The sequence below is a fragment of the Bordetella genomosp. 6 genome (assembly GCF_002119705.1).
Taxonomy (GTDB): domain Bacteria; phylum Pseudomonadota; class Gammaproteobacteria; order Burkholderiales; family Burkholderiaceae_B; genus Bordetella; species Bordetella bronchiseptica_F.
Map to the genome: position 1 here is coordinate 1,376,643 of NZ_CP021107.1, position 22,673 is coordinate 1,399,315.

A 22,673-nucleotide genomic window follows, 5' to 3' on the forward strand; every position below is an offset into this window, starting at 1 on the left:
GGGTCAGGTCGTCTGCGTGGACTCCAGGAAATCCTGGGCGAATCGCTGCAGCACGCCGCCAGCCTCGTAGATCGAGACTTCCTCGGCGGTGTCCAGGCGACAGGTGACCGGTACTTGCACTTGTTCGCCGTCGCGGCGGTGTATGACCAGCGTCAGCGTGGCGCGCGGCACGCGCTCGCCGACGACGTCGAAGGTTTCGGTGCCGTCGATGCCCAGCGTCTTGCGGTCGACGCCGGCCTGGAACTCCAGCGGCAGCACGCCCATGCCGATCAGGTTGGTGCGGTGGATGCGCTCGAAGCCCTCGGCCACGATGGCCTCGACGCCGGCCAGCCGCACGCCCTTGGCCGCCCAGTCGCGCGACGAGCCCTGGCCGTAATCGGCGCCGGCGATGATGATCAGCGGCTGCTTGCGGTCCATGTAGGTTTCGATGGTCTCCCACATGCGCATGACCTTGCCTTCGGGCTCCAGCCGCGCGAGCGAACCTTGCTTGACCTGGCCGTCGACCACCGCCATCTCGTTGATCAGCTTCGGATTGGCGAAGGTGGCGCGCTGCGCGGTCAGGTGATCGCCGCGGTGGGTGGCGTAGGAGTTGAAATCCTCTTCCGGCAGGCCCATCCTGGCCAGGTACTCGCCCGCCGCGCTGTCGGCCATGATGGCGTTGGACGGCGACAGGTGGTCGGTGGTGATGTTGTCGCCCAGCACGGCCAGCGGGCGCATGCCCTTGAGCGTGCGCTCCCCGGCCAGCGCGCCTTCCCAATAGGGCGGGCGGCGGATGTAGGTGCTTTGCGGGCGCCAGTCGTACAGCGGGTCGATCTTGCCGGTCTGCTCCTCGGCGAAGCGGAACATCGGCTCGTAGACCTTGCGGAACTGCTCGGGCTTGACGCTGGCGGCCACCACCGCATCGATTTCCGCATCGCTGGGCCAGATGTCCTTGAGCGTCACGGGCTTGCCCGAGGCGTCGACGCCCAGCGCGTCCTTCTCGATGTCGAAGCGCACGGTGCCGGCGATCGCGTAGGCGATCACCAGCGGCGGCGAGGCCAGGAAGGCCTGCTTGGCGTACGGGTGGATGCGGCCGTCGAAGTTGCGGTTGCCCGACAGCACGGCGGTGGCATAGAGATCGCGGTCGATGATTTCCTGCTGGATCTTCGGGTCGAGCGCGCCGCTCATGCCGTTACAGGTCGTGCAGGCGAAAGCCACGATGCCGAAACCCAGTTTTTCCAGGTCGGGCAGCAGGCCGGCTTCCTCCAGGTAAAGCTGGACCGCCTTGGAGCCTGGCGCCAGCGAGCTCTTGACCCATGGCTTGCGCGTCAGGCCGGCGCGGTTGGCGTTGCGCGCCAGCAGCGCGGCGGCGATGACGTTGCGCGGGTTGCTGGTGTTGGTGCAGCTGGTGATGGCGGCGATGATCACCGCGCCGTCGGGCATCTGTCCCGGCGTTTCCTGCCACGGCCCGGCAATGCCGCGTTCGGCCAGTTCGGTGGTGGCCACCCGCTTGTGCGGGTTGGACGGGCCGGCCATGTTGCGCACGACCGACGACAGGTCGAAGCGCAGCATGCGCTCATACTGCGCGCCCGCCAGGTCGTCGGCCCACAGTCCGGCCTGCCGGGCATAGGTTTCAACCAGCTTGACCTGGCTGTCTTCGCGGCCGGTCAGGGTGAGGTAGTCGGTGGTCTGGCCGTCGATATAGAACATCGCGGCCGTCGCCCCGAATTCCGGGGTCATGTTGGAAATCGTGGCGCGGTCGCCGATGGTCAGCGCGCTGGCGCCTTCGCCCAGGAATTCGATGTACGCGCCCACCACCTTTTCGCGGCGCAGGAATTCGGTCAGCGCCAGCACGATGTCGGTGCAGGTGATGCCGGCTTGCGGCCGGCCGGTCAGCTCCACCCCGACGATGTCCGGCAGACGCATCCAGGAAGCGCGCCCGAGCATCACGTTCTCGGCCTCCAGGCCGCCCACGCCGATGGCGATCACGCCCAGGGCGTCGACGTGCGGGGTGTGGCTGTCGGTGCCCACGCAGGTGTCCGGGAAGGCCACGCCGTCGCGCACCTGCACCACCGGGGACATCTTCTCCAGGTTGATCTGGTGCATGATGCCGTTGCCCGGCGGGATCACATCCACATTGCGGAAGGCCTGCTTGGTCCAGTTGATGAAGTGGAAGCGGTCTTCGTTGCGCCGGTCTTCCACCGCGCGGTTCTTCTCGAAGGCGTCCTTGTCGAAGCCCGGGTACTCGACCGCCAGCGAATGGTCCACGATGAGTTGCGTGGGCACCACCGGGTTGATCTGCGCCGGGTCGCCGCCGGCGTCGGCGATCGCGTCGCGCAGGCCGGCCAGGTCGACCAGCGCCGTCTGGCCCAGGATGTCGTGGCACACCACGCGGGCGGGGTACCAGGGGAAGTCCATGTCGCGGCGGCGCTCGATCAGCTGCCGCAGCGAGTCGGACAGCGTGGCGGGGTCGCAGCGCCGCACCAGGTTCTCGGCCAGGACGCGCGAGGTATAGGGCAGCGTGGCCCAGGCGCCGGCCTGGAGGTCTTCGACTGCCTGGCGGGCGTCGAAATAGTCCAGCGACGTACCGGGCAGGTTCTTGCGGTATTTCGTGTTCATGACAGGCGTGTCTCTATGGGCATGCGGGCAGGCCGGCAAGCGCGGCTGCGAGGGCCGGGCCGGCCGCGCCGGGCCGGCATGGCGGGCCCGGCGCGGCACGAGGGCCGCGAGCGCTGGTTCAGGCGCGTTTGCTGATGGGAACGTAGGTCTGGTCTTCCGGTCCGACGTAATTGGCCGTCGGGCGGATGATCTTGTTGTCGATGCGCTGCTCGATGATGTGGGCCGACCAGCCGGCCGTGCGCGCGATGACGAACAGCGGCGTGAACATGGCCGTCGGCACGCCCATCATGTGGTAGCTCACGGCGGAGAACCAGTCCAGGTTGGGGAACATCTTCTTGATGTCCCACATGACCGTTTCCAGGCGCTCGGCGATATCGAACATCTTGGTGCTGCCCGCCTTCCTGGACAGCTTCTTGGCGACGTCCTTGATCACCTTGTTGCGCGGGTCGGAAACGGTGTAGACCGGGTGGCCGAAGCCGATGATGACTTCCTTGTTCTCGACTCGCCGGCGGATGTCGGCCTCGGCTTCGTCGGGCGTCTCGTAGCGCTTCTGGACCTCGAACGCGACTTCGTTGGCGCCGCCGTGCTTGGGTCCGCGCAGCGCGCCGATGGCGCCGGTGATGGACGAATACATGTCCGAGCCCGTGCCGGCGATGACGCGGCCGGTGAAGGTCGAGGCGTTGAACTCGTGCTCGGCGTACAGGATCAGCGAGGTGTGCATGGCGCGCACCCAATCGTCCGACGGCTTGGCGCCATGCAGCAGGTGCAGGAAGTGGCCGCCGATGCTGTCGTCGTCGGTCTGGACGTCGATGATGCGGCCGTTGTGGCTGTAGTGGTACCAGTACAGCAGGGCCGAACCCAGGTTGGCCATCAGGCGGTCGGCGATGTCGCGCGCGCCCGGGGTGTTGTGGTCGTCCTTCTCGGGCAGCACGCAGCCCAGCACCGAGACGGCGGTGCGCATGACGTCCATCGGATGGCTGGAGGCCGGCAGGCATTCCAGCACGTTCTGCAGTTGCGCCGGCAGGCCGCGCAGCGCGCGCAGCTTTTCCTTGTAGGCCTTCAGTTCGGCCTTGTTCGGCAACTTCCCGTGCACCAGCAGGTGGGCGATTTCCTCGAATTCCGCGCTGCCGGCGAAGTCCAGGATGTCATAGCCCCGATAGTGCAGGTCGTTGCCGGTACGGCCGACGGTGCACAGTGCGGTATTGCCGGCGACCACGCCCGACAGCGCAACCGATTTCTTGGGCTTGAACGCAGCCTTCTCCGCGGGTTGGGCGGCGGGCTTCTTCTGTTGGACGGCGGGCTTCTTCTGCGAGGTGCTCATGTCTCTCTTGCTCCTTCCTATGGGATAAACACAGGGGGGGCCGGCGGCGGCTCGTGCCGCGCCGCCGCCCTTTATTGCGATTTGCCTTGCTGGAACAGCTTGTCCAGCTGCGATTCGAATTCGTGATAACCGATGCGGTCGTACAGTTCGTCGCGCGTCTGCATCAGGTCCACCACGTTCTTCTGGTGGCCGTCGCGGCGGATGGCCTGGTAGACGGTTTCGGCGGCCTTGTTCATGGCGCGGAATGCCGAGAGCGGATACAGAACCATGCCCACGCCCACGCTCTTGAGCTCTTCCACCGAGAACAGCGGCGTCTGGCCGAATTCGGTGATGTTGGCCAGCACCGGCACCTTGACCGCCTTGACGAAGCGATCGTAGGTGGGCAGGTCGTAGGCCGCCTCGGCGAAGATGGCGTCGGCGCCCGCTTCCACGCAGGCAATGGCGCGCTCGATGGCGGCGTCCACGCCGTGCGAGGCGATGGCGTCGGTGCGCGCGATCAGGTAGAAGTCGGAGTCGGTGCGGGCGTCGGCCGCGGCCTTGACGCGGTCGGCCATCTCCTCGGTGCTGACGATCTCCTTGCCGGGCCGATGGCCGCAGCGCTTGGCGCCGACCTGGTCCTCGATGTGGCAGGCGGCCGCGCCGAACTTGATCAGGCCCTTGACGGTGCGGGCGATGTTGAACGCCGAGGGGCCGAAGCCGGTATCGATGTCCACCATCAGGGGCACGTCGCACACATCGGTGATGCGGCGCACATCGGTCAGCACATCGTCCAGCGTATTGATGCCCAGGTCCGGCAGCCCCAGCGAACCCGCCGCCACGCCGCCGCCCGACAGGTAGATGGCGCGGTAGCCGGCGCGCTTGGCCAGCAGCGCATGATTGGCATTGATGGCGCCGATGATCTGCAGCGGCTGTTCTTCGTTGAGTGCGCGGCGAAAGAGGGCGCCGGGAGATTCGGGTCTGGACATGGGTGGTCTCCGAAATAATGGAACGCTCGCTGCATGCGCGAGCTATTTTTGCAGGCACGGTGCGGGCCGGTCCACGATTGCGGCAAGCGTGCCAGACGCTGCAACAAGGCTGCCAGACCAGACCGCGAGTCCGGAAAATAACTCTGTCCCCTCCGTGGCGGCCAGGAAGGCGCAGACTTATGTTTCGGCGCGCAGGACCGTCGTGGACGGTCCTGCGAAACGGGCCCGTCTGCGCGGGCCCGTGGCGGCAATGCCGGATTACTTCAGCAGGTCCTTGACGCCGTCGCGCTCTTCGAGGAGCTCCTTCAGCGTGAAGTCCAGGCGCTCACGCGAGAAGGCGTCGATCTCGAGGTCCTTGATCATCTTGTACTCGCCGTTCTCGGTCACCACCGGGAACCCGTAGATGATGCCTTCGGGAATGCCATACGAGCCGTCCGACGGGATGCCCATCGTGACCCACTTGCCATTGCTGCCCAGCACCCAGTCGCGCACGTGGTCGATGGCGGCGTTGGCGGCCGAGGCGGCCGACGACAGGCCGCGCGCCTCGATGATGGCCGCGCCGCGCTTGCCCACCGTGGGGATGAACGTATCGCGGTTCCAGGCATCGTCATTGATCAGCTGGGTCAGGCTCTGGCCGCCGACCGTGGCGAAGCGGAAGTCCGGATACATGGTGGGCGAGTGGTTGCCCCACACGATCAGCTTCTCGATGTCGGCCACGCGCTTGCCCGACTTGGCGGACAGTTGCGACAGGGCGCGGTTGTGGTCCAGGCGCAGCATGGCGGTGAAGTTCTTGGCGGGCAGGTCCGGCGCCGACTTCATGGCGATGTAGGCGTTGGTGTTGGCCGGGTTGCCGACCACCAGCACCTTGACGTTGCGGCTGGCCACGTCGTTCAGGGCGCGGCCCTGGGCGGTGAAGATCTGGGCGTTGACGCTGAGCAGGTCCTTGCGCTCCATGCCGGGGCCGCGCGGACGGGCGCCGACCAGCAGGGCCACGTCGGCATCCTTGAAGGCGGTGCGCGGGTCGCTGTGGGCGGTGACTTCGTGCAGCAGGGGGAAGGCGCAATCTTCCAGTTCCATGATGACGCCCTTGAGCGCCTTCTGGGCTTTTTCGTCGGGAATTTCCAGCAGTTGCAGGATCACCGGCTGGTCTTTACCCAGCATTTCGCCAGAGGCGATGCGAAACAGCAGGGCGTAACCGATTTGGCCGGCGGCGCCAGTGACGGCGACACGCAAGGCGGGCTTGGACATGAATGCTCTCCGTAATAGGTTTTGGCGAGAAAGAATCTCGTCAATCAGTGTAATCGCTGACGGGCTGCAACCGGCGCGCGAAACGCGCGCGGGGCCTCTGTCCGGTAGCTCGAAATCCTAGAGCCAATTTACGTATGCGTCAACATCTCTTATATCTTATATAAGACATAAGACGTTGGACATAGGGAGGGCGTCTGTGCCACAATGGGATGTTTGCCCGGACGGCCTTCGCGCCGCCCTTCGCCGCGATGGCGGCCGGGCGGATACCGAACACACACAACTCCGACATGGCAGAAGCACGGCCCGATTCCCTCACGCGTTCGCGTGCCGCAAAACCGGCAGGCGAGGGGGCCGCTTTCAGTCCGCTCTACCGCCAGATCAAGGAGCTGCTGGTCCAGAGCCTGGATCGCGGCGAGTGGAAGCCCGGCGAACTCATCCCCAGCGAGATAGATCTGGCGGCCCGTTTCCAGGTCAGCCAGGGCACCGTGCGCAAGGCGGTCGACGAACTGGCCGCCGAGCACCTGCTGCTGCGCCGCCAGGGCAAGGGCACCTTTGTCGCCACCCATCACGAAGCGCGCGTGCGCTATCGGTTCCTGCGCCTGGCGCCCGACGAAGAGGGCGAGGGCGGGCGGGCCGAAAGCCGCATCCTCGAATGCCGCCGCCTGCGCGCGCCGGCCGAGATCGCCCGCGCCCTCGAGCTGCGGGCCGGCGAGACCGTGGTGACCATACGCCGCCAGCTGTCCATGAACCACATGCCGACGGTCATCGACGACCTCTGGCTGCCCGGCACGCATTTCCGCGGGCTCACGCTCGAACTGCTGACCGCCAGCAAGGCGCCCCTGTATGGGCTGTTCGAGTCCGAATTCGGGGTCAGCATGGTCAGGGCCGACGAAAAACTGCGCGCCGTCGCCGCCTCGCCTGAAATTGCCCCGCTCCTGGGTGTCGAGCCTGGCCGGCCCTTGCTGCAGGTCGATCGCATTTCGTATACCTACGGCGATCGGCCCATGGAAGTGCGCCGCGGCTTGTACCTTACCGATCATTACCACTACCGCAATAGCCTGAATTGATGAGTTTTTCCCCTACGATTTGATACGAACCCCGCTCTAGGCGAAAATAGCGCGTTTGCCCGCGAGGGCTTCACGGCATTTCGCCGTCACGATTCCCCCTAGTTCCGAAACACCGAGGCCGTCATGTCCGACTCAGCTGCCAAGCCGCGTCCACAGTTTCGCAATATCAGCGTTCCGCAAATCCTTAGCTACCGATTGCCGCTGGCTGGAAAACTGTCCATCCTGCACCGCATTAGCGGCGCGTTGCTGTTCCTCTGTCTTCCCTTGGTCATCGTGCCGTTGTTCGCGGCCAGCGTGACTTCGCCGGAAAGCTACGCGCAGGTCGCCCAGTACGCGGCCAATCCGCTGGTCAAGCTGGTGCTGCTGGCCCTGATCTGGGGCTATCTGCATCACTTCTGCGCCGGCATCCGCTACCTGGTGCTGGACCTGCATATCGGTCTGGACAAGGTTTCGGCGCAGAAAAGCGCCGGCGTGGCATTCGGCGTCAGCCTGGCGCTGACCCTGGTGTTCGGTCTCAAACTGTTCGGAGTCCTGTAATGGCCGATACGAAAAACTATGGCCCCAAGCGCCTGGTCGTCGGCGCCCACTACGGGGTTACCGATTTCATCGCCCAGCGCATCACCGCCGTCATCCTGGCCGTGTATACCCTGGTGCTGATCGTCGGCCTGCTGATCATGCCGGCTTTCACGTATGAAAACTGGAAGGCGCTGTTCACCTTCCACGTGTTCGCCCTTCCGGTGGGCCAGATTCTGGCCTCGCTCGCTTTCTTTGCGCTGGCCTGGCATGCCTGGATCGGCGTGCGCGACATCTGGATGGACTATGTCCGCCCGGTAGGCGTGCGCCTGCTGCTGCAGGTGCTGACCATCCTCTGGCTGGTCGGTTCGGTCGTCTACTTCGCGCAAATCCTCTGGAGAATCTAAGCCGTGGTCGCTGTCATGAATTCCTTGCCGCGCCGCCAGTTTGATGTGGTGGTGGTCGGCGCCGGCGGAGCCGGCATGCGCTGTTCGCTGCAACTGGCCCAGGCGGGCCTGTCGGTTGCGGTGCTGTCCAAAGTGTTCCCGACCCGTTCGCACACGGTCGCCGCGCAAGGCGGCGTGAGCGCGTCGCTGGGCAACATGAGCGAAGACAACTGGTACTGGCATATGTACGACACCGTCAAGGGGTCGGACTGGCTGGGCGACCAGGATGCCATCGAGTTCATGTGCCGCGAGGCGCCCAATGCCGTGTACGAGCTCGAGCACTTCGGCATGCCGTTCGACCGCAACGCCGACGGCACCATCTACCAGCGTCCGTTCGGCGGCCATACGGCCAACTTCGGCGAGAAGCCGGTGCAGCGCGCCTGTGCCGCCGCCGACCGTACCGGCCACGCGCTGCTGCACACGCTCTACCAGCGCAACGTCGCCGCCCGCACCCAGTTCTTCGTCGAGTGGATGGCGCTGGACCTGCTGCGCAACGACGCCGGCGACGTGCTGGGCGTGACCGCGCTCGAAATGGAAACCGGCGAGATCTACGTCCTGGAAGCCAAGACGACGGTGCTGGCCACCGGCGGCGCCGGCCGTATCTGGGCCGCTTCCACCAACGCCTTCATCAACACCGGCGACGGCCTGGGCATGGCGGCGCGCGCGGGCATTCCGCTGCAGGACATGGAGTTCTGGCAGTTCCACCCGACCGGCGTGGCCGGCGCGGGCGTGCTGATCACCGAAGGCGTGCGCGGCGAAGGCGGCATCCTGCTCAACAAGGATGGCGAGCGCTTCATGGAGCGCTACGCGCCCACGCTCAAGGATCTGGCGCCGCGCGACTTCGTGTCGCGCTCGATGGACCAGGAAATCAAGGAAGGCCGCGGCTGCGGTCCCGACGGCAGCTACGTGGTGCTGAAGCTGGACCACCTGGGCGCCGACGTGATCAACAAGCGCCTGCCGTCGATCCGCGAAATCGCGATCAAGTTCGGCAACGTCGACCCGATCAAGGAGCCCATTCCCGTCGTGCCGACCATCCACTACCAGATGGGCGGCATTCCCGCCAACTACCACGGTCAGGTGCTCGAGCGCGCCAACGGCGAGAACAAGATCGTCAACGGCCTGTACGCGATCGGCGAATGCGCCGCGGTGTCGGTGCACGGTGCCAACCGCCTGGGCACCAACTCGCTGCTGGACCTGATCGTGTTCGGCCGCGCCACCGGCAACCATATCGTCGACTCGCATCCCGAGCGCCAGCACGCCCACCAGCCGCTGCCGCAGGAAGCCGTCGACCAGTCGCTGGCGCGCGTCAACGAGCTGGAATCGCGCACCTCGGGCGAGAAGACCCAGGACGTCGCCAACGCCATCCGCATGTCGATGCAGCGCCACTGCGGCGTGTTCCGCACGCTGGAGCTGCTCAACGAAGGCGTGGGCCAGATCGAAGACCTGGCGCAGACGGCCAAGCACATCTACTTCAAGGACAAGTCGAAGGTGTTCAACACCGCGCGCGTCGAGGCGCTGGAACTGGCCAACATGACCGAGGTGGCGCGCGCCACCATCAAGTCGGCCGCCAACCGCACCGAAAGCCGCGGCGCGCATGCGCTGGACGACCATCCCGAGCGCGACGACGTGAACTGGCTCAAGCATACGCTGTGGTATTCCGAAGGCAGCCGCCTCGACTACAAGCCCGTTCAGATGAAGCCGCTGACGGTGGAATCCTTCCCGCCCAAGGCTCGTACTTTCTAAGCAGGATCCGGAATGAGCACTAAACGAATCGTTAAGTTCGAAATCTACCGCTACGATCCTGACAAGGACGAGCGTCCGTACATGCAGAAGCTGGAAGTCGAACTCCAGCCGACCGACAAGATGCTTCTCGATGCGCTGGTGCGCATCAAGAACGACGTCGACGACAGCCTGGCGCTGCGCCGGTCGTGCCGCGAAGGCGTGTGCGGTTCGGATGCCATGAACATCAATGGCAAGAACGGCCTGGCCTGCACCACCAACCTGCGCGAGCTGAAGGAGCCTATCGTCCTGAAGCCGCTGCCCGGCCTGCCCGTGATCCGCGACCTGATCGTGGACATGACGCACTTCTTCAACCAGTACCACTCGATCCGTCCCTACCTCATCAACGACACGCCGCCGCCCGAGAAAGAGCGCCTGCAGTCGCCCGAGGCGCGCGAAGAGCTCGATGGCCTGTACGAGTGCATCCTGTGCGCGTGCTGCTCGACGTCGTGCCCGTCGTTCTGGTGGAACCCGGACAAGTTCGTCGGCCCGGCCGGCCTGTTGCAGGCCTATCGCTTCATCGCCGACAGCCGCGACGAAGCCACCGGCGCCCGCCTGGACAACCTGGAGGATCCGTACCGCCTGTTCCGCTGCCACACCATCATGAACTGTGTCGACGTCTGTCCCAAGGGTCTCAACCCGACCAAGGCGATCGGCAAGATCAAGGAACTGATGGTCCGTCGTACGGTCTAGTGTTTATTGGCATCAAGGTGTTTTCATGAGCAGGCTTACGGAATTGCAGCGGGCTCGTCTGCGTTGGCGAGCACGACGTGGCCTGCTGGAGAACGACATCATCATTACCCGGTATCTGGATGCGTACGAAGACCAGCTTACCGACGAAGACGTAACGGCGCTGACGCAGCTCTTCGAGCTTGGAGACAACGATCTGCTTGATCTGCTGCTCGCGCGCAAGGAGCCGGAGGGAGTGCTGGCCACTCCCCGGCTGCGCGCCATCATTGACCGGATGCGAGAGCTCTGATTCATTACGAGGAAACTGCGATGAACCTGTCTGACAAAAAAGCCACGCTATCCTTTTCGGACGGCAGCGCTCCTATCGAATTCCCAGTCTACAAGGGTACGGTCGGCCCGGACGTGATCGACATCCGCAAGCTGTATGGGCAGACGGGGATGTTCACCTTCGATCCTGGCTTCATGTCCACCGCCGCGTGCGCGTCGGGCATCACCTATATCGACGGCGACAAGGGCGAGCTGCTGTACCGCGGCTATCCCATCGAGCAGCTGGCCGTCAATTGCGACTTCCTCGACATCTGCTACCTGATCCTCAACGGCGAGCTGCCCAACGGCGGCCAGAAGCAGGATTTCGACTCGCAGGTGACCCATCACACGATGGTCAACGAGCAGCTGCATTTCTTCCTGCGCGGCTTCCGCCGCGATGCGCACCCGATGGCCGTGCTGACGGGCCTGGTGGGCGCGCTGTCGGCCTTCTACCACGACTCGACCGACATCACCAACCCGCACCATCGCCACGTCTCGGCCATCCGCCTGATCGCCAAGATGCCGACGCTGGTCGCCATGGCGTACAAGTATTCGCAAGGCCAGCCGTTCATCTACCCGCAGAACGACCTGTCGTACACCGGCAACTTCCTGCGCATGATGTTCGCGACCCCGTGTGAAGAGTACAAGGTCAATGAAGTCGTCGAGCGCGCGCTCGACCGCATCTTCATCCTGCACGCGGACCACGAGCAGAACGCTTCGACGTCGACGGTGCGCCTGTGCGGTTCGTCGGGCACCAATCCGTTCGCCGCCATCGCCGCGGGCGTGGCGTGCCTGTGGGGCCCGGCTCACGGCGGCGCCAACGAAGCCTGCCTGCAGATGCTCGAAGAGCTGCAGGCCAACGGCGGCGTGGCCAAGGTCGGCGAGTTCATGGAAAAGGTCAAGGACAAGAACTCGGGCGTGCGCCTGATGGGCTTTGGCCACCGCGTCTACAAGAACTACGATCCGCGCGCCAAGCTGATGCAGGAAACCTGCAAGGAAGTCCTGTCGGCGCTGGGCCTGGAGAACGATCCCCTGTTCAAGCTGGCCATGGAACTGGAGCGCATCGCCCTGGAAGACGACTACTTCGTGCAGCGCAAGCTGTACCCGAACGTCGACTTCTATTCGGGCATCGTGCAGCGCGCCATCGGCATCCCGACCTCGCTGTTCACGGCCATCTTCGCGCTGGCCCGCACGGTGGGCTGGATCGCCCAGTGGAACGAAATGCTGTCCGATCCCGATTACAAGATCGGCCGTCCGCGCCAGCTGTTCACCGGTTCGGTCACGCGCGACGTGCCCGGCATGGACAAGCGCTGATCGGGCGTACCCATGTCCGCTGAAAGAACCGCCTTCGGGCGGTTTTTTCTTGCCGGCCCATCGGGCCGGCCGGCTCCGCTATCATCCGAGCATGATTCCCGTCGCGCTGCCTTCCCTGTCGGTCGTATTGCTGCTGCTGGCCTCGGCGCTGGGCACGCTGGCCCTGCTGGGGTGGAGCGCCGCGCTGGCCTTCAGCGGGCGCGCCCGGCGCGCCTTCGGCAGGCGCCGCCTGGCGTGCGGCGGCCTCTATGCGGCGCTGCTCCTGCTGGCAGGGTATTTCGCCTATTTCCAGGGCGTTGCGGCGTATGCCCAGCGCGAGATCGAGCGGGAATGGCGGACGCGCAACTACACCCTGTCCGAAGCGGCCCGGGTGGGCGGCATCGACATGCCGGCCGGCACCCGCCTCAGCCTCGAGGTGGCGCATGCGCCGGACACGTACAACCGCGCCGATTTTCCGCATCCGGTGTCCGCGCATGGCGTGCAGGCGCTGCGCATAGAGCGCTACATCCGCCTGGAGCACGAGCCGGACACCTACAGATTGACCGGTGCCTATCCGCTTACCATGCGCGTGACCGGACCGGGTACGCAGACCGTGCAGGGGTGGCGCTGCGACGCGGCCAGCCCCATGCAGTTCAGCACCCGGCGCGACGGCAGCATCGCGGCGTTCGAGGAATGCGTGCTGGCCGAGGGCAACCGGGCCGATGGCATGGCGCTGCCGCCAGGTGCGCGCCTGCTGGCCCATGAGGGAACGGTCTATACCGACGGCCATGTCGATCCCGATCGCTGGCAAGTCTGGCTGGAGCCCGGCATGGCGGTGCGGATCGGTGGCGCATGGCTGGCTGGCGCCATCATCCGGCTCGATGCCGAGCGGCGCTACGATGCGTTCGAGCGAGCCGAACTGGCCTGCCCGCTGGAGGTCGGGCCCATGCGCTATCAGCCCGGCACGGAGGTCAGTTCGGCGCGGCGTGGATGGCGCGAGCGCCATCCCGGGGCCTGGATGTTCAGTCCGGTGGCTGGCGCGCCCGCCAGGTACGCCGGCCACCCTGACGTGGCGGACGGCCAGACAGTCGTGCAGGCGCGCGGCGGCGAGGTGCTGGCCGTGGTTCCCAACAATGAGGCCGGGGTGCTGCGTTTTGCCGTCATCACCGTGGGCGAGAACGACGCGGCCGCGCCGCAGCGGGCCGCCTGCCCGCCGCGCTGAGAGTTCAAGCCCGCTAGATGCCCATGCCGCGCGCCATCAGCACGGCGAACAGCGGCAGGAAGATGAACAGATGCGATTCGATCATTACCCAGCGGCGCGCACGCCGGATCTCGGCGTCGGCGGGGGTGAAGCCCGGTTGCGAGCGCGACTGCTTCTTCCAGCGCAGGAAGGCCAGGGTAGGCGGGATGGAACAGAGCGCGATCAGCACGAACAGCCCGATCTTGGCGTGGAACCATGGGTTGGCCATGTAGAAGGCCGCGCCCTTGGCGCCCAGCGTCAGGCGCAGGACGCCCGTCGCCAGCACGGCCAGCGCGCTCGCCAGGTACAGGCGGTCATAGAGCGCCAGCCGGCCCACGGATTGCGCGGCCATTCCAGGCCGCAGCAGCACGGCCTGGGCAGTCATCAGGACGATCAGGACGAAAATGGCCAGGTAGTGCAGCCAGGCGAGCAACGCGTCTTGCAGCATGAGGGCTCCCGTGTGGTGGCGGCGGCCACGACGGCCGCCGGTCAACCTCGATAGTACGACGGGAAGGTTGCCGCAGCCCGCTCGGGCCACCTGGCGGGCGGGAACCGTGCATCACGGATAGACCATGGAAAAGCCGACATAGGTCGTGACCTGGCCGGCCGTGATGTTGCCAGCTTTTTTCACGTAGGACGCCAGGTAGCGTAGCGTGACCTTTTTCTTGCTGTTGTCCGCGGTGTCCGTGACGGGGTCGAAGGCCTGGGCGTTCTGGGCGGCGGCGTCCCCGCCCATGGGGATTTTGGTGCCGTTCTGGTTGGAGATGCGGATCTGCACGCCTTGCGCTTCGGCCGCGGCGACGATCGCGCTCTGCGTGGTGGCGGGGTTGTTGTTATAGGCGATCGAATACGCCTTCAGGTCGCCGGTTACGTAGTCGGTGGTCGGCCCCGGTTCGAAATACGCCTTCACGCCGTTGTTCAGGGACGTCGGGCAGTCCTTCAGCGTGATCAGGAAGGGCGTGCGGCCGGCCTCGTCGCCGTCCTTGGCCAGCGCGCTCTTGGATATCTTGGGCAACTGCACCACTTTGGTATGCGTCGGTCCGCCGGGGTCTTCGATGACGCAGGTAGTGTCGGTGATGGCGCCGGTGACGACAATGGTGCCGTCGTTGGCATGAACCGCGGCGGGAGCGAACAGGGCGGGGGTCAGTAGCGCGGCCAGTACGGCGCGACGAGGGGCAGGGACATGCATGGAACAGCCGGGCGCCTTGGCGCCGTAAGAGTAACGAGAGTCGCCATCTTACGGTTTAGGGGGTGGGGGGGGGGGCTGATTGTTGGGTAGGAAAATGCCGTGAAGCGCCGGGGTTTGCCTGGGTCAAGTCAGGCGCGGCCCGGCGCCGTCATGGCGCCGGGCCACCGCCTCAGTTTCAGCCTTCGGCGGCTTCCTGCTGCGCGTCCACCACGGCGAGCGCCGTCATGTTGACGATGCGGCGCACGGTGGCGCTGGTGGTCAGGATGTGCACCGGACGGGCCGAACCCAGCAGGATCGGGCCCATCGCAATCCCGTTGCTGCCGGTCATCTTCAGCATGTTGTAGGTGATGTTGCCGGTATCCAGGTTGGGCATGACCAGCAGGTTGGCGCGGCCCTTCAGCGTGCTGTCCGGATAGGCTTGCAGCCGGATCGACTCCGACAGCGCGGCGTCGGCGTGCATCTCGCCATCGACCTCCAGGTGCGGCGCGCGCTCGGCCACCAGCTTGCGGGCGTGGGCCATCTTGCGCGACGAGTCCGTGGGCCGGCTGCCGAAGTTCGAGTGCGACAGCAGCGCGATCTTCGGCATGACGCCAAAGCGCAGCATCTCATCGGCGGCCTGGATCGTGATGTTGGCGATTTCCTCGGCCGAGGGGTTCTCGTTGACGTGCGTGTCGGTGACGAACAGGGTCTGGTTCGGCAGCATCAGCACATTCAGCGCACCGTAGGTCTGGCCGGGCTTGCGGCCGATGACCTCTTCCACGTACTTGAGCTGGTTGTCGTACTTGCTGGCGACGCCGCACAGCAGCGCGTCGGCATCGCCGCGGCGCAGCAGCATCGCGCCGATCAGCGTGTTGTGCTTGCGGATCATCGCCTTGGCGATGGCCGGGGTCACGCCTTCGCGGCCGCGCAACTGGTAGTAGCCATTCCAGGTTTCGTTGAAGCGGCTGTCGTCCTCGGGGTCGACGATCTCGACGTTCTGGCCCGGAACCATGCGCAGGCCGAACTTCTTGATGCGCATCTCGATCACCGCCGGACGGCCGACCAGGATGGGTTCGGCCAGCTTCTCGTCGATCACGGTCTGCACCGCGCGCAGCACGCGCTCGTCCTCGCCGTCGGCGTACACCACGCGCTTGGGCGCCTGCTTGGCCTGCTGGAACAGCGGACGCATCAGTTGGCCGGAGTGGTACACGAAGCCCATCAGCTTCTGGCGGTAGGCCTCGATGTCCTCGATCGGACGGGAGGCCACGCCCGAGTCCACGGCGGCCTGGGCCACGGCCGGCGCGATCTGCACGATGAGGCGGGGGTCGAACGGCTTGGGGATGATGTAGTCGGGGCCGAAGCTGAGCTCCTGGCCCGCGTAGGCGCGCGCCACTTCGTCGTTCTGCTCCGCCTGGGCCAGCTCGGCGATGGCCTTGACGCATGCCAGCTTCATTTCCTCGGTGATGCGCGTGGCGCCGGCATCCAGGGCGCCGCGGAAAATGAAGGGGAAGCACAGCACGTTGTTGACCTGGTTCGGGTAGTCCGAACGGCCGGTGGCGATGATGCAGTCGGGCCGCGCCGCCTTGGCGAGTTCGGGGCGGATTTCCGGCTCGGGGTTGGCCAGCGCCAGGATCAGCGGCTGCGCCGCCATGGTCTTGACCATTTCCGGCGTCAGCACGCCGGCGGTCGAGCAACCCAGGAACACGTCGGCGCCGTCGACCACGTCGGCCAGCGTGCGGGCCTCGGTCTTCTGCGCGTAGCGGCGCTTGTTGGGCTCCATGTTCTCGTCGCGGCCCTCCCAGATGACGCCGCGCGAGTCCACCACGTAGATGTGCTCGCGCTTGATGCCCAGGTGCACCAGCAGGTCCAGGCAGGCGATGGCGGCGGCGCCGGCGCCCGAGCAGGCCAGCTTGACCTGGCCGATGTCCTTGCCGACGACTTTCAGGCCATTGAGGATGGCCGCCGACGAAATGATGGCGGTGCCATGCTGGTCATCGTGGAACACCGGGATCTTCATGCGCTCGCGCAGCTTCTTCTCGATATAGAAGCACTCGGGCGCCTTGATGTCCTCGAGGTTCACGCCGCCCAGCGTCGGTTCGAGCGCGGCGATGATGTCGACCAGCTTGTCGGCATCGTTTTCGGCCAGCTCGATGTCGAACACATCGATGCCGGCGAATTTCTTGAACAGGCAGCCCTTGCCCTCCATGACCGGCTTGGCGGCCAGCGGGCCGATGTTGCCCAGGCCCAGCACGGCCGTCCCGTTGGTGATCACGCCGACCAGGTTGGAGCGCGACGTGTATTTCGACGCCGCGTCATTGCCCTGGTCGAAAATCGCCATGCAGGCCGCGGCCACGCCGGGCGAGTACGCCAGCGACAGGTCGTCCTGATTGGCCAGCGTCTTGGTCGGGGTGACCGAGATTTTGCCCGGGGTGGGGTAAGCGTGGTAATCCAACGCCAGTTTGGTGAGATTTTCGTCCATGGGTGCACAACCTTTGCGGCGCAAACTGAGGGAAATAACGGAAAAGCTGAAATCCGAGGGGAACCCCCTATTTCACCAGAAAGCGCCGTAGTGTGCTTGCTGCACTGCAGCGACAATGCTCCGGCCAGGGCGTGGCCCGGCCGGAGCCGTCGTCAGGATTGCCAGGAGGGAACGTCCCGCGCGGCAGTCCGCAATTGCTCGCGCCGGGCCTGCAGCGCAGGTTGCCAGGCGCTGTCCTCGCGTGCCAGCAGGTCCAGCGCATGCAGCGTGATCCACGGCGCGCCGACCTCGAAGAAGTCGCGCAACTGGGCGCGCGTGTCGCTGCGGCCGAAGCCGTCGGTGCCGAGCACGCGATACGGGCCGGGGATCCAGGCGCGGATCTGCTCCGGCACGGCGCGGACATAGTCGCTGACGGCGACCACCGGCGTGGCCAGGTCGCCCAGGCATCGCGCCAGCCAGTTGCCGTCGGGGCAGGGCAGCCCGAGCGCCTGGGCGCGCTCGGCGGCGCGCCCGCCGCGCGCCAGCTCCGAAAAGCTGGTCACGCTCCAGACTTCCGCGTCCACGCCGTGCTCATCGCGCAGCAATTGCGCCGCGCGCATGGCCTCGTCGAGCATCGGGCCGGCGCCCAGCAGGCGTACCTGCGCGATGCCATCGGCCGCGCGCACGCGATGCATGCCGCGCAGGATGCCCGTGCGCGTTTCCTCGTCCGCGGGCATGTCCGGCTGGGCCAGGTTTTCGTTGGTGACGGTCAGATAATAGAACTCATCGCATTGTTCATCGAGCATGCGCTGCATGCCATGCTCGACCAGGACGGCCACTTCGTAGGCATAGGCGGGATCGTAGGCGCGGCAATTCGGCACCGCCGCCGCGGCCAGGTGGCTGTAGCCGTCCTGGTGCTGCAGGCCTTCGCCGCCCAGCGTCGTGCGCCCGGACGTCGCGCCGATGAGAAAGCCTCGCGTGCGCTGGTCGGCCGCCGCCCAGATCAGGTCGCCGATGCGCTGGAAGCCGAACATCGAGTAGTAGATATAGAAGGGCAGCATGGGCAGGCCATTGACCGAGTAGCTGGTGCCCGCCGCGGTCCAGGACGAGATCGCGCCGGCTTCGGTAATGCCTTCTTCCAGGATCTGGCCGTCGCGCGCCTCGCGGTACGCCAGCACCGAGCCGATGTCTTCCGGTTCGTACAACTGTCCCTGCGCCGAGTAGATGCCCACCTGGCGGAACAGGTTGGCCATGCCGAACGTGCGCGCTTCGTCGGCCACGATAGGCACGATGCGCGGCCCCAGTTGCGGGTCTTTCAGCAAGGCGGTGAGCATGCGCACGATAGCCATGGTCGAGGACATCTCCTTGCCCGAGGCCTGCAGCGCGAAGCGGGCCCAGTCGGCCACCGGCGGCGGCGCCAGGCGCGGGGCCTCGGTGCGGCGCCGCGGCAGGTACCCCCCCAGGGCCGCGCGGCGCGATTCCAGGTAGCGCAGTTCGGCGCTGTCGTCGGCCGGCTTGTAGAACTTCAACGCCAGGCAGTCGGCATCGGAGATGGGCAGCGCGAAACGGTCGCGAAACGCCAGCAGCGCTTCGTCGTCCAGTTTCTTCTGCTGGTGCGTGGTCATCTTGCCCTGTCCGGCGGTGCCCATGCCGAAGCCCTTCTTGGTCTGCGCCAGGATGACGGTGGGCTGGCCGCGATGATGCGCGGCGCGGTGGTAGGCGGCATGGATCTTGACCATGTCGTGGCCGCCGCGGCGCAGGCGGTCGATCGCCGTGTCGGACCAGTCCGCCACCAGCGCGCTCAGCCGCGGATCCTGGCCGAAGAAGTGCTGGCGGTTGTAGGCGCCGTCATTGGCGGCGAAGGTCTGGAACTGGCCGTCCACCGTGTGCGAGAACGTGCTGGCCAGCACGCCATCGGGGTCGCGCCGCAGCAAGGCGTCCCAGTCGCCGCCCCAGACCAGCTTGATGACATTCCAGCCGGCGCCGGCGTACAGCGTTTCCAGCTCGTCGATGATGCGGCCGTTGCCGCGCACCGGGCCGTCGAGGCGCTGCAGGTTGCAGTTGATCACGAACACCAGGTTGTCCAGGCGCTCGCGCGCGGCCAGCGTCAGCGCGGCGATCGATTCGGGTTCGTCCATTTCGCCATCGCCGAAAATGCCCCAGACCTTGCGGTCCGAGGGCATCGCCAGCGAACGGTGCTCCAGGTAGCGCATGAAGCGGGCCTGGTAGATGGCATTGATGGGGCCGATGCCCATCGAGCCGGTGGGAAATTGCCAGAAGTCCGGCATCAGCCAGGGGTGTGGATAGGAAGACAGGCCTCGCAGCCCCTGTGCTCCGGCGGTGATTTCCTGGCGGAAATGCGCCAGGTCGGCGTCGTTCAGGAAGCCTTCCAGATAGGCGCGGGCATATATGCCTGGCGCCGAGTGCGGCTGCATGTAGACCAGGTCGCCGCCGAAGCCGGGCGCGGGGGCGCGGAAGAAATGGTTGAAGCCCACCTCGAACAGGTCGGCCGCCGACGCATAGCTGGCGATGTGGCCGCCCAGTTCGCCATGGGCCTGGTTGGCGCGCACCACCATGGCCAGCGCGTTCCAGCGATTGATGGAGGCGATGCGCTCTTCCAGCGGCAGGTTGCCGGGAAAGGGCGGTTCCTGGTCGGCCGCGATGGTATTGAGATAGGCCGTGCGCGTGGCGCCCGGCGCGCGCACTCCCAGCGCGGCGGCTCGCGCCATCAGCTGCTGCAGCACGTAGGCGGCGCGCTCGGGGCCGCCGGCCTGGGCCAGCGAGTCCAGCGCCTCGCGCCATTCGGCGGTTTCGGCGGGGTCGGGATCCGGGATCTGGGGCGGCGTGGCGCCGGCCTGGGCGTTGCACATGGCGTTGTCTCCTGTTTGCATCCATGCTAGCGCTTTAGGGCTGGCATGAGTCATCGAAAATGCGCCAAAATGCCGATCCATTAAGCATGAAATTCCGTGATTAACATTTCCTGGAGTTGAAAATGCCGCCACATGCGCTGGATGCCATTGACCGCCGGATCCTGGACCTGTTGCAGACCGACGCCAGCCTCACCAATGTCGAGCTGGCGCGCCGGGTGCATCTGTCGCCCTCGCCGTGCCTGGCCCGCGTCAAGGCCCTCGAGGCCGCCGGGATCATCCGCGGCTATGTGGCGCTGGCCGACCCGGCGCAACTGGGCCTCAACCTGAACGTGTTCATCCAGGTCAGCCTGGAGAAACAGGTCGAAAGCGAGCTGGAGCGGTTCCAGGACGCCATGGCCGATTGCCCCGAAGTAATGGAGTGCTATCTCATGACGGGCGATTCGGACTATCTGCTGCGGGTGGTGGTGGCCGACATGCCGGGACTGGAGCGTTTCATCGTCAATCGCCTGTCGCGCATCCCCGGCGTCAAGAACATCCGCTCCGGGTTTGCGCTCAAGCAGGTCAAGTACCAGACGGCCCTGCCGCTCAGGCAGGGAAGCGGGGCGCAGTAAAATTACGGGTTTTCCCTTTGTATTTCGGATCGCTCATGGCTGATGCAACCCGCATTCCCGATAGCGTGACCCTGCCCGAGTTGACGCTGCGCGGCGTCTTGCTGGGGGCATTGATCACCGTCATCTTCACGGCCTCCAATGTCTTTCTGGGCCTGAAGGTCGGCCTGACGTTTTCCTCGGCGATTCCGGCCGCGGTGATCTCCATGTCGGTGCTGCGGATGTTCCGCGACGCCAACATCCTGGAGAACAACATGGTGCAGACGCAGGCTTCGGCCGCCGGCACCTTGTCGGCCATCATCTTCATCCTGCCCGCCCTGGTCATGATGGGGCATTGGCACGGCTTCCCGTTCTGGCAGACCCTGGCCATCTGCGCCGCCGGCGGCATGCTGGGCGTGATGTTCACGATTCCGCTGCGCCACATCATGGTGGTGCAAAGCGACCTGCCGTATCCCGAAGGCGTGGCGGCGGCCGAGATCCTGCGGGTGGGCAGCGCCGAGGCGCCCGACACGGCCCCCGGCCGCCGCGGCGCGTCCGGCATGGGCGATATCCTGGCGGGCGGCGGCGTGGCCGCGCTGGTCAGCCTGGCCACCGGCGGCCTGCGGGTGCTGGGCGACAGCTTCAGCTGGTGGGGCCAGCTCGGCGCGGCGGTGTTCCGCCTGCCCATGGGGTTCTCGCTGGCATTGCTGGGCGCCGGCTACCTGATCGGCATCGTCGCCGGCATGGCCATGCTGGTGGGGCTGCTGATCGCCTGGCTGGTCGCGGTGCCCGTGCTGACCGCCACCACGCCCATCCCGGATGGCCAGTCCATCAGCGCCTTCGCCAACGGCCTGTGGGCGTCGCAGGTGCGCTTCATCGGCGCCGGCGTCATCGGCGTGGGGGCCATCTGGACGCTGGCCACGCTGTTCATGCCCATGGTGCGCGGCGTGCGCGCGTCGTTCGCGGCCTTTGGCCGCAGCGGGGAGGCGGCCTATGGCAGCGCCCCGCGCACCGAGCGCGACCTGCCGTCGCGCTGGATCTCGCTCATCACGCTGGCGCTGGTCGCCGTGCTGGTGGCCGTGTTCGCCGTCTTCCTGCAGCCGGCCATGCTCTCGCCGGGCGCACGCTGGGGGCTGGTGGCCTACGCCGTGGCGTTCGCCATCGTCTTCGGTTTCCTGGTGGCGGCGGCCTGCGGCTATATGGCGGGGCTGATCGGTTCGTCGACCAGCCCGATTTCCGGCGTCGGCATCGTCGCGATCGTGCTGGTGTCGCTGCTCATGCTGGCGATCCAGCGCGGCGACGGCCTGCTGGCCACGCCGCAGGGCCTGCAGATGGGCATCGCCCTGGCGATCTTCACGACCTCGGCGGTGGTGGCGGTGGCGTCGATCTCGAACGACAACCTGCAGGATCTCAAGACCGGCTGGCTGGTGGGGGCGACGCCCTGGCGCCAGCAGGTCGCGCTGCTGATCGGCTGCGTCGTCGGGGCGGCGGTCATCTCGCCCGTGCTGGAGCTGCTGTACAACGCCTATGGCTTCGGCGACGCCTTGCCGCGCCCGGGCATGGATCCAGCGCAGGCGCTGGCGGCGCCCCAGGCGACGCTGATGCTGGCCATCGCGCAAGGCATCTTCACCCATCAATTGAACTGGACCATGATCCTGATCGGCATGGGCGTGGGCGTGGCGCTGATCGTGATCGACCAGGTGCTGCGGCGCACCTGCCGGGTGGCGCGCCTGCCGGTGCTGGCGGTCGGCATCGGCATCTACCTGCCGCCGTCGGCCAGCGCGCCCATCGTGGTCGGGGCGATGCTGGCCTGGCTGCTCGAGGGGGCGCTGCGCCGCCGGGCCGCCGCCGCCGGACAGGCCTACGAGCGCTACGCCGAAGGGCCCAATCGCCGCGGCGTGCTGGTTGCCTCGGGCTTGATCGTGGGCGAGAGCCTGGTGGGGGTGCTGCTGGCAGCCGTCATCGGGGCCACTGGCGACGAGGCGCCCCTGGCGGTGGTCGGCGCGGGCTTCGGCCCGACCGCGGAATGGCTGGGTTTTGTGGTTTTCGCGGCGGTGGCCGTATGGATTTATCGCCGGGTGGTGCGGACCCGGCCGGAACAGGCTTAGCCAGGCCCGTCGGCCC

Annotated in this window: 18 protein-coding genes; 10 read left to right on the plus strand and 8 right to left on the minus strand. The window is 66.4% G+C overall.

What is annotated here, in order from left to right:
• Nucleotides 1-3: 3 nt before the first annotated feature.
• From acnD to CAL11_RS06575, 4 genes are all read right to left on the minus strand, one after another.
• Nucleotides 4-2,598 carry a Fe/S-dependent 2-methylisocitrate dehydratase AcnD gene (gene acnD, locus CAL11_RS06560; RefSeq protein WP_167382455.1) on the minus strand — a complete coding sequence of 865 codons (2,595 nt, stop codon included), beginning with the start codon at nucleotides 2,596-2,598 and terminating at the stop codon, nucleotides 4-6.
• Between the two features lie 118 nt (nucleotides 2,599-2,716).
• Nucleotides 2,717-3,919, minus strand: coding sequence for a bifunctional 2-methylcitrate synthase/citrate synthase (gene prpC, locus CAL11_RS06565; RefSeq protein WP_015065153.1), 1,203 nt, complete (start codon nucleotides 3,917-3,919; stop codon nucleotides 2,717-2,719).
• 71 nt (nucleotides 3,920-3,990) lie between these two features.
• Nucleotides 3,991-4,884 (minus strand): methylisocitrate lyase, encoded by an 894-nt coding sequence (prpB, locus tag CAL11_RS06570; protein WP_015065154.1) that lies wholly within the window; start codon nucleotides 4,882-4,884, stop codon nucleotides 3,991-3,993.
• Between the two features lie 258 nt (nucleotides 4,885-5,142).
• The gene (locus CAL11_RS06575) at nucleotides 5,143-6,132 is read right to left on the minus strand and encodes a malate dehydrogenase (protein WP_015065155.1); all 990 of its coding nucleotides are present in this window, start codon (nucleotides 6,130-6,132) and stop codon (nucleotides 5,143-5,145) included.
• A 287-nt stretch (nucleotides 6,133-6,419) separates the two neighbouring features.
• Here CAL11_RS06575 and CAL11_RS06580 point away from each other — a divergent pair, with 287 nt between their 5' ends.
• The 8 genes from CAL11_RS06580 (at nucleotide 6,420) to CAL11_RS06615 (ending at nucleotide 13,448) form a co-directional block, all read left to right on the plus strand.
• Complete coding sequence (locus tag CAL11_RS06580) at nucleotides 6,420-7,199, plus strand: GntR family transcriptional regulator (protein ID WP_003813656.1); 780 nt, start codon at nucleotides 6,420-6,422, stop codon at nucleotides 7,197-7,199.
• 123 nt (nucleotides 7,200-7,322) lie between these two features.
• Nucleotides 7,323-7,736, plus strand: a complete 414-nt coding sequence (gene sdhC / locus CAL11_RS06585) for a succinate dehydrogenase, cytochrome b556 subunit (protein ID WP_003813654.1) — start codon at nucleotides 7,323-7,325, stop codon at nucleotides 7,734-7,736.
• On the plus strand, nucleotides 7,736-8,119 hold the full coding sequence (gene sdhD, locus CAL11_RS06590; protein ID WP_003813653.1) for a succinate dehydrogenase, hydrophobic membrane anchor protein: 384 nt from the start codon (nucleotides 7,736-7,738) through the stop codon (nucleotides 8,117-8,119). The genes sdhC and sdhD overlap by 1 nt, the downstream gene beginning before the upstream one ends.
• Nucleotides 8,120-8,122: 3 nt before the next feature.
• A complete protein-coding gene (sdhA, locus tag CAL11_RS06595) occupies nucleotides 8,123-9,901 on the plus strand; it encodes a succinate dehydrogenase flavoprotein subunit (RefSeq protein WP_015065156.1) in 1,779 nt (592 codons plus the stop codon).
• A 12-nt stretch (nucleotides 9,902-9,913) separates the two neighbouring features.
• Nucleotides 9,914-10,630, plus strand: coding sequence for a succinate dehydrogenase iron-sulfur subunit (locus CAL11_RS06600; RefSeq protein WP_015065157.1), 717 nt, complete (start codon nucleotides 9,914-9,916; stop codon nucleotides 10,628-10,630).
• A gap of 25 nt (nucleotides 10,631-10,655) precedes the next feature.
• Nucleotides 10,656-10,916 carry a succinate dehydrogenase assembly factor 2 gene (locus CAL11_RS06605; protein ID WP_015065158.1) on the plus strand — a complete coding sequence of 87 codons (261 nt, stop codon included), beginning with the start codon at nucleotides 10,656-10,658 and terminating at the stop codon, nucleotides 10,914-10,916.
• Nucleotides 10,917-10,936: 20 nt separating this feature from the next.
• Nucleotides 10,937-12,247, plus strand: coding sequence for a citrate synthase (locus tag CAL11_RS06610; protein ID WP_015065159.1), 1,311 nt, complete (start codon nucleotides 10,937-10,939; stop codon nucleotides 12,245-12,247).
• Between the two features lie 91 nt (nucleotides 12,248-12,338).
• The gene (locus tag CAL11_RS06615) at nucleotides 12,339-13,448 is read left to right on the plus strand and encodes a hypothetical protein (protein WP_244172917.1); all 1,110 of its coding nucleotides are present in this window, start codon (nucleotides 12,339-12,341) and stop codon (nucleotides 13,446-13,448) included.
• A 13-nt stretch (nucleotides 13,449-13,461) separates the two neighbouring features.
• On the opposite strand, the gene CAL11_RS06620 is transcribed toward CAL11_RS06615, so the two are convergent.
• The 4 genes from CAL11_RS06620 to mdeB all read right to left on the minus strand — a co-directional run bounded on the left by CAL11_RS06620 (nucleotide 13,462) and on the right by mdeB (nucleotide 19,962).
• Complete coding sequence (locus CAL11_RS06620) at nucleotides 13,462-13,914, minus strand: DUF2214 family protein (protein ID WP_086092465.1); 453 nt, start codon at nucleotides 13,912-13,914, stop codon at nucleotides 13,462-13,464.
• A 111-nt stretch (nucleotides 13,915-14,025) separates the two neighbouring features.
• Nucleotides 14,026-14,655 (minus strand): fimbrial protein, encoded by a 630-nt coding sequence (locus CAL11_RS06625; protein ID WP_086092466.1) that lies wholly within the window; start codon nucleotides 14,653-14,655, stop codon nucleotides 14,026-14,028.
• A gap of 175 nt (nucleotides 14,656-14,830) precedes the next feature.
• Nucleotides 14,831-17,113 (minus strand): NADP-dependent malic enzyme, encoded by a 2,283-nt coding sequence (locus CAL11_RS06630; RefSeq protein WP_086092467.1) that lies wholly within the window; start codon nucleotides 17,111-17,113, stop codon nucleotides 14,831-14,833.
• A gap of 152 nt (nucleotides 17,114-17,265) precedes the next feature.
• A complete protein-coding gene (gene mdeB, locus CAL11_RS06635) occupies nucleotides 17,266-19,962 on the minus strand; it encodes an alpha-ketoglutarate dehydrogenase (protein WP_086092468.1) in 2,697 nt (898 codons plus the stop codon).
• A gap of 122 nt (nucleotides 19,963-20,084) precedes the next feature.
• On the opposite strand from mdeB, the gene CAL11_RS06640 reads away from it, so the two are divergent.
• Both CAL11_RS06640 and CAL11_RS06645 read left to right on the plus strand, forming a co-directional pair.
• Complete coding sequence (locus CAL11_RS06640; RefSeq protein ID WP_033450274.1) at nucleotides 20,085-20,573, plus strand: Lrp/AsnC family transcriptional regulator; 489 nt, start codon at nucleotides 20,085-20,087, stop codon at nucleotides 20,571-20,573.
• A gap of 35 nt (nucleotides 20,574-20,608) precedes the next feature.
• Nucleotides 20,609-22,657 (plus strand): OPT family oligopeptide transporter, encoded by a 2,049-nt coding sequence (locus CAL11_RS06645; RefSeq protein ID WP_086094519.1) that lies wholly within the window; start codon nucleotides 20,609-20,611, stop codon nucleotides 22,655-22,657.
• Nucleotides 22,658-22,673 lie beyond the last annotated feature (16 nt).

Excerpts from the sequence above, each read along its gene's own strand:
- acnD (WP_167382455.1), bottom strand. The coding sequence starts at position 2,598 with ATGAACACGAAATACCGCAAGAACCTGCCCGGTACGTCGCTGGACTAT.
- prpC (WP_015065153.1), bottom strand. The coding sequence starts at position 3,919 with ATGAGCACCTCGCAGAAGAAGCCCGCCGTCCAACAGAAGAAGCCCGCC.
- prpB (WP_015065154.1), bottom strand. The coding sequence starts at position 4,884 with ATGTCCAGACCCGAATCTCCCGGCGCCCTCTTTCGCCGCGCACTCAAC.
- CAL11_RS06575 (WP_015065155.1), bottom strand. The coding sequence starts at position 6,132 with ATGTCCAAGCCCGCCTTGCGTGTCGCCGTCACTGGCGCCGCCGGCCAA.
- CAL11_RS06580 (WP_003813656.1), top strand. The coding sequence starts at position 6,420 with ATGGCAGAAGCACGGCCCGATTCCCTCACGCGTTCGCGTGCCGCAAAA.
- sdhC (WP_003813654.1), top strand. The coding sequence starts at position 7,323 with ATGTCCGACTCAGCTGCCAAGCCGCGTCCACAGTTTCGCAATATCAGC.
- sdhD (WP_003813653.1), top strand. The coding sequence starts at position 7,736 with ATGGCCGATACGAAAAACTATGGCCCCAAGCGCCTGGTCGTCGGCGCC.
- CAL11_RS06600 (WP_015065157.1), top strand. The coding sequence starts at position 9,914 with ATGAGCACTAAACGAATCGTTAAGTTCGAAATCTACCGCTACGATCCT.
- CAL11_RS06605 (WP_015065158.1), top strand. The coding sequence starts at position 10,656 with ATGAGCAGGCTTACGGAATTGCAGCGGGCTCGTCTGCGTTGGCGAGCA.
- CAL11_RS06610 (WP_015065159.1), top strand. The coding sequence starts at position 10,937 with ATGAACCTGTCTGACAAAAAAGCCACGCTATCCTTTTCGGACGGCAGC.
- CAL11_RS06615 (WP_244172917.1), top strand. The coding sequence starts at position 12,339 with ATGATTCCCGTCGCGCTGCCTTCCCTGTCGGTCGTATTGCTGCTGCTG.
- CAL11_RS06620 (WP_086092465.1), bottom strand. The coding sequence starts at position 13,914 with ATGCTGCAAGACGCGTTGCTCGCCTGGCTGCACTACCTGGCCATTTTC.
- CAL11_RS06625 (WP_086092466.1), bottom strand. The coding sequence starts at position 14,655 with ATGCATGTCCCTGCCCCTCGTCGCGCCGTACTGGCCGCGCTACTGACC.
- CAL11_RS06630 (WP_086092467.1), bottom strand. The coding sequence starts at position 17,113 with ATGGACGAAAATCTCACCAAACTGGCGTTGGATTACCACGCTTACCCC.
- mdeB (WP_086092468.1), bottom strand. The coding sequence starts at position 19,962 with ATGTGCAACGCCCAGGCCGGCGCCACGCCGCCCCAGATCCCGGATCCC.
- CAL11_RS06640 (WP_033450274.1), top strand. The coding sequence starts at position 20,085 with ATGCCGCCACATGCGCTGGATGCCATTGACCGCCGGATCCTGGACCTG.
- CAL11_RS06645 (WP_086094519.1), top strand. The coding sequence starts at position 20,609 with ATGGCTGATGCAACCCGCATTCCCGATAGCGTGACCCTGCCCGAGTTG.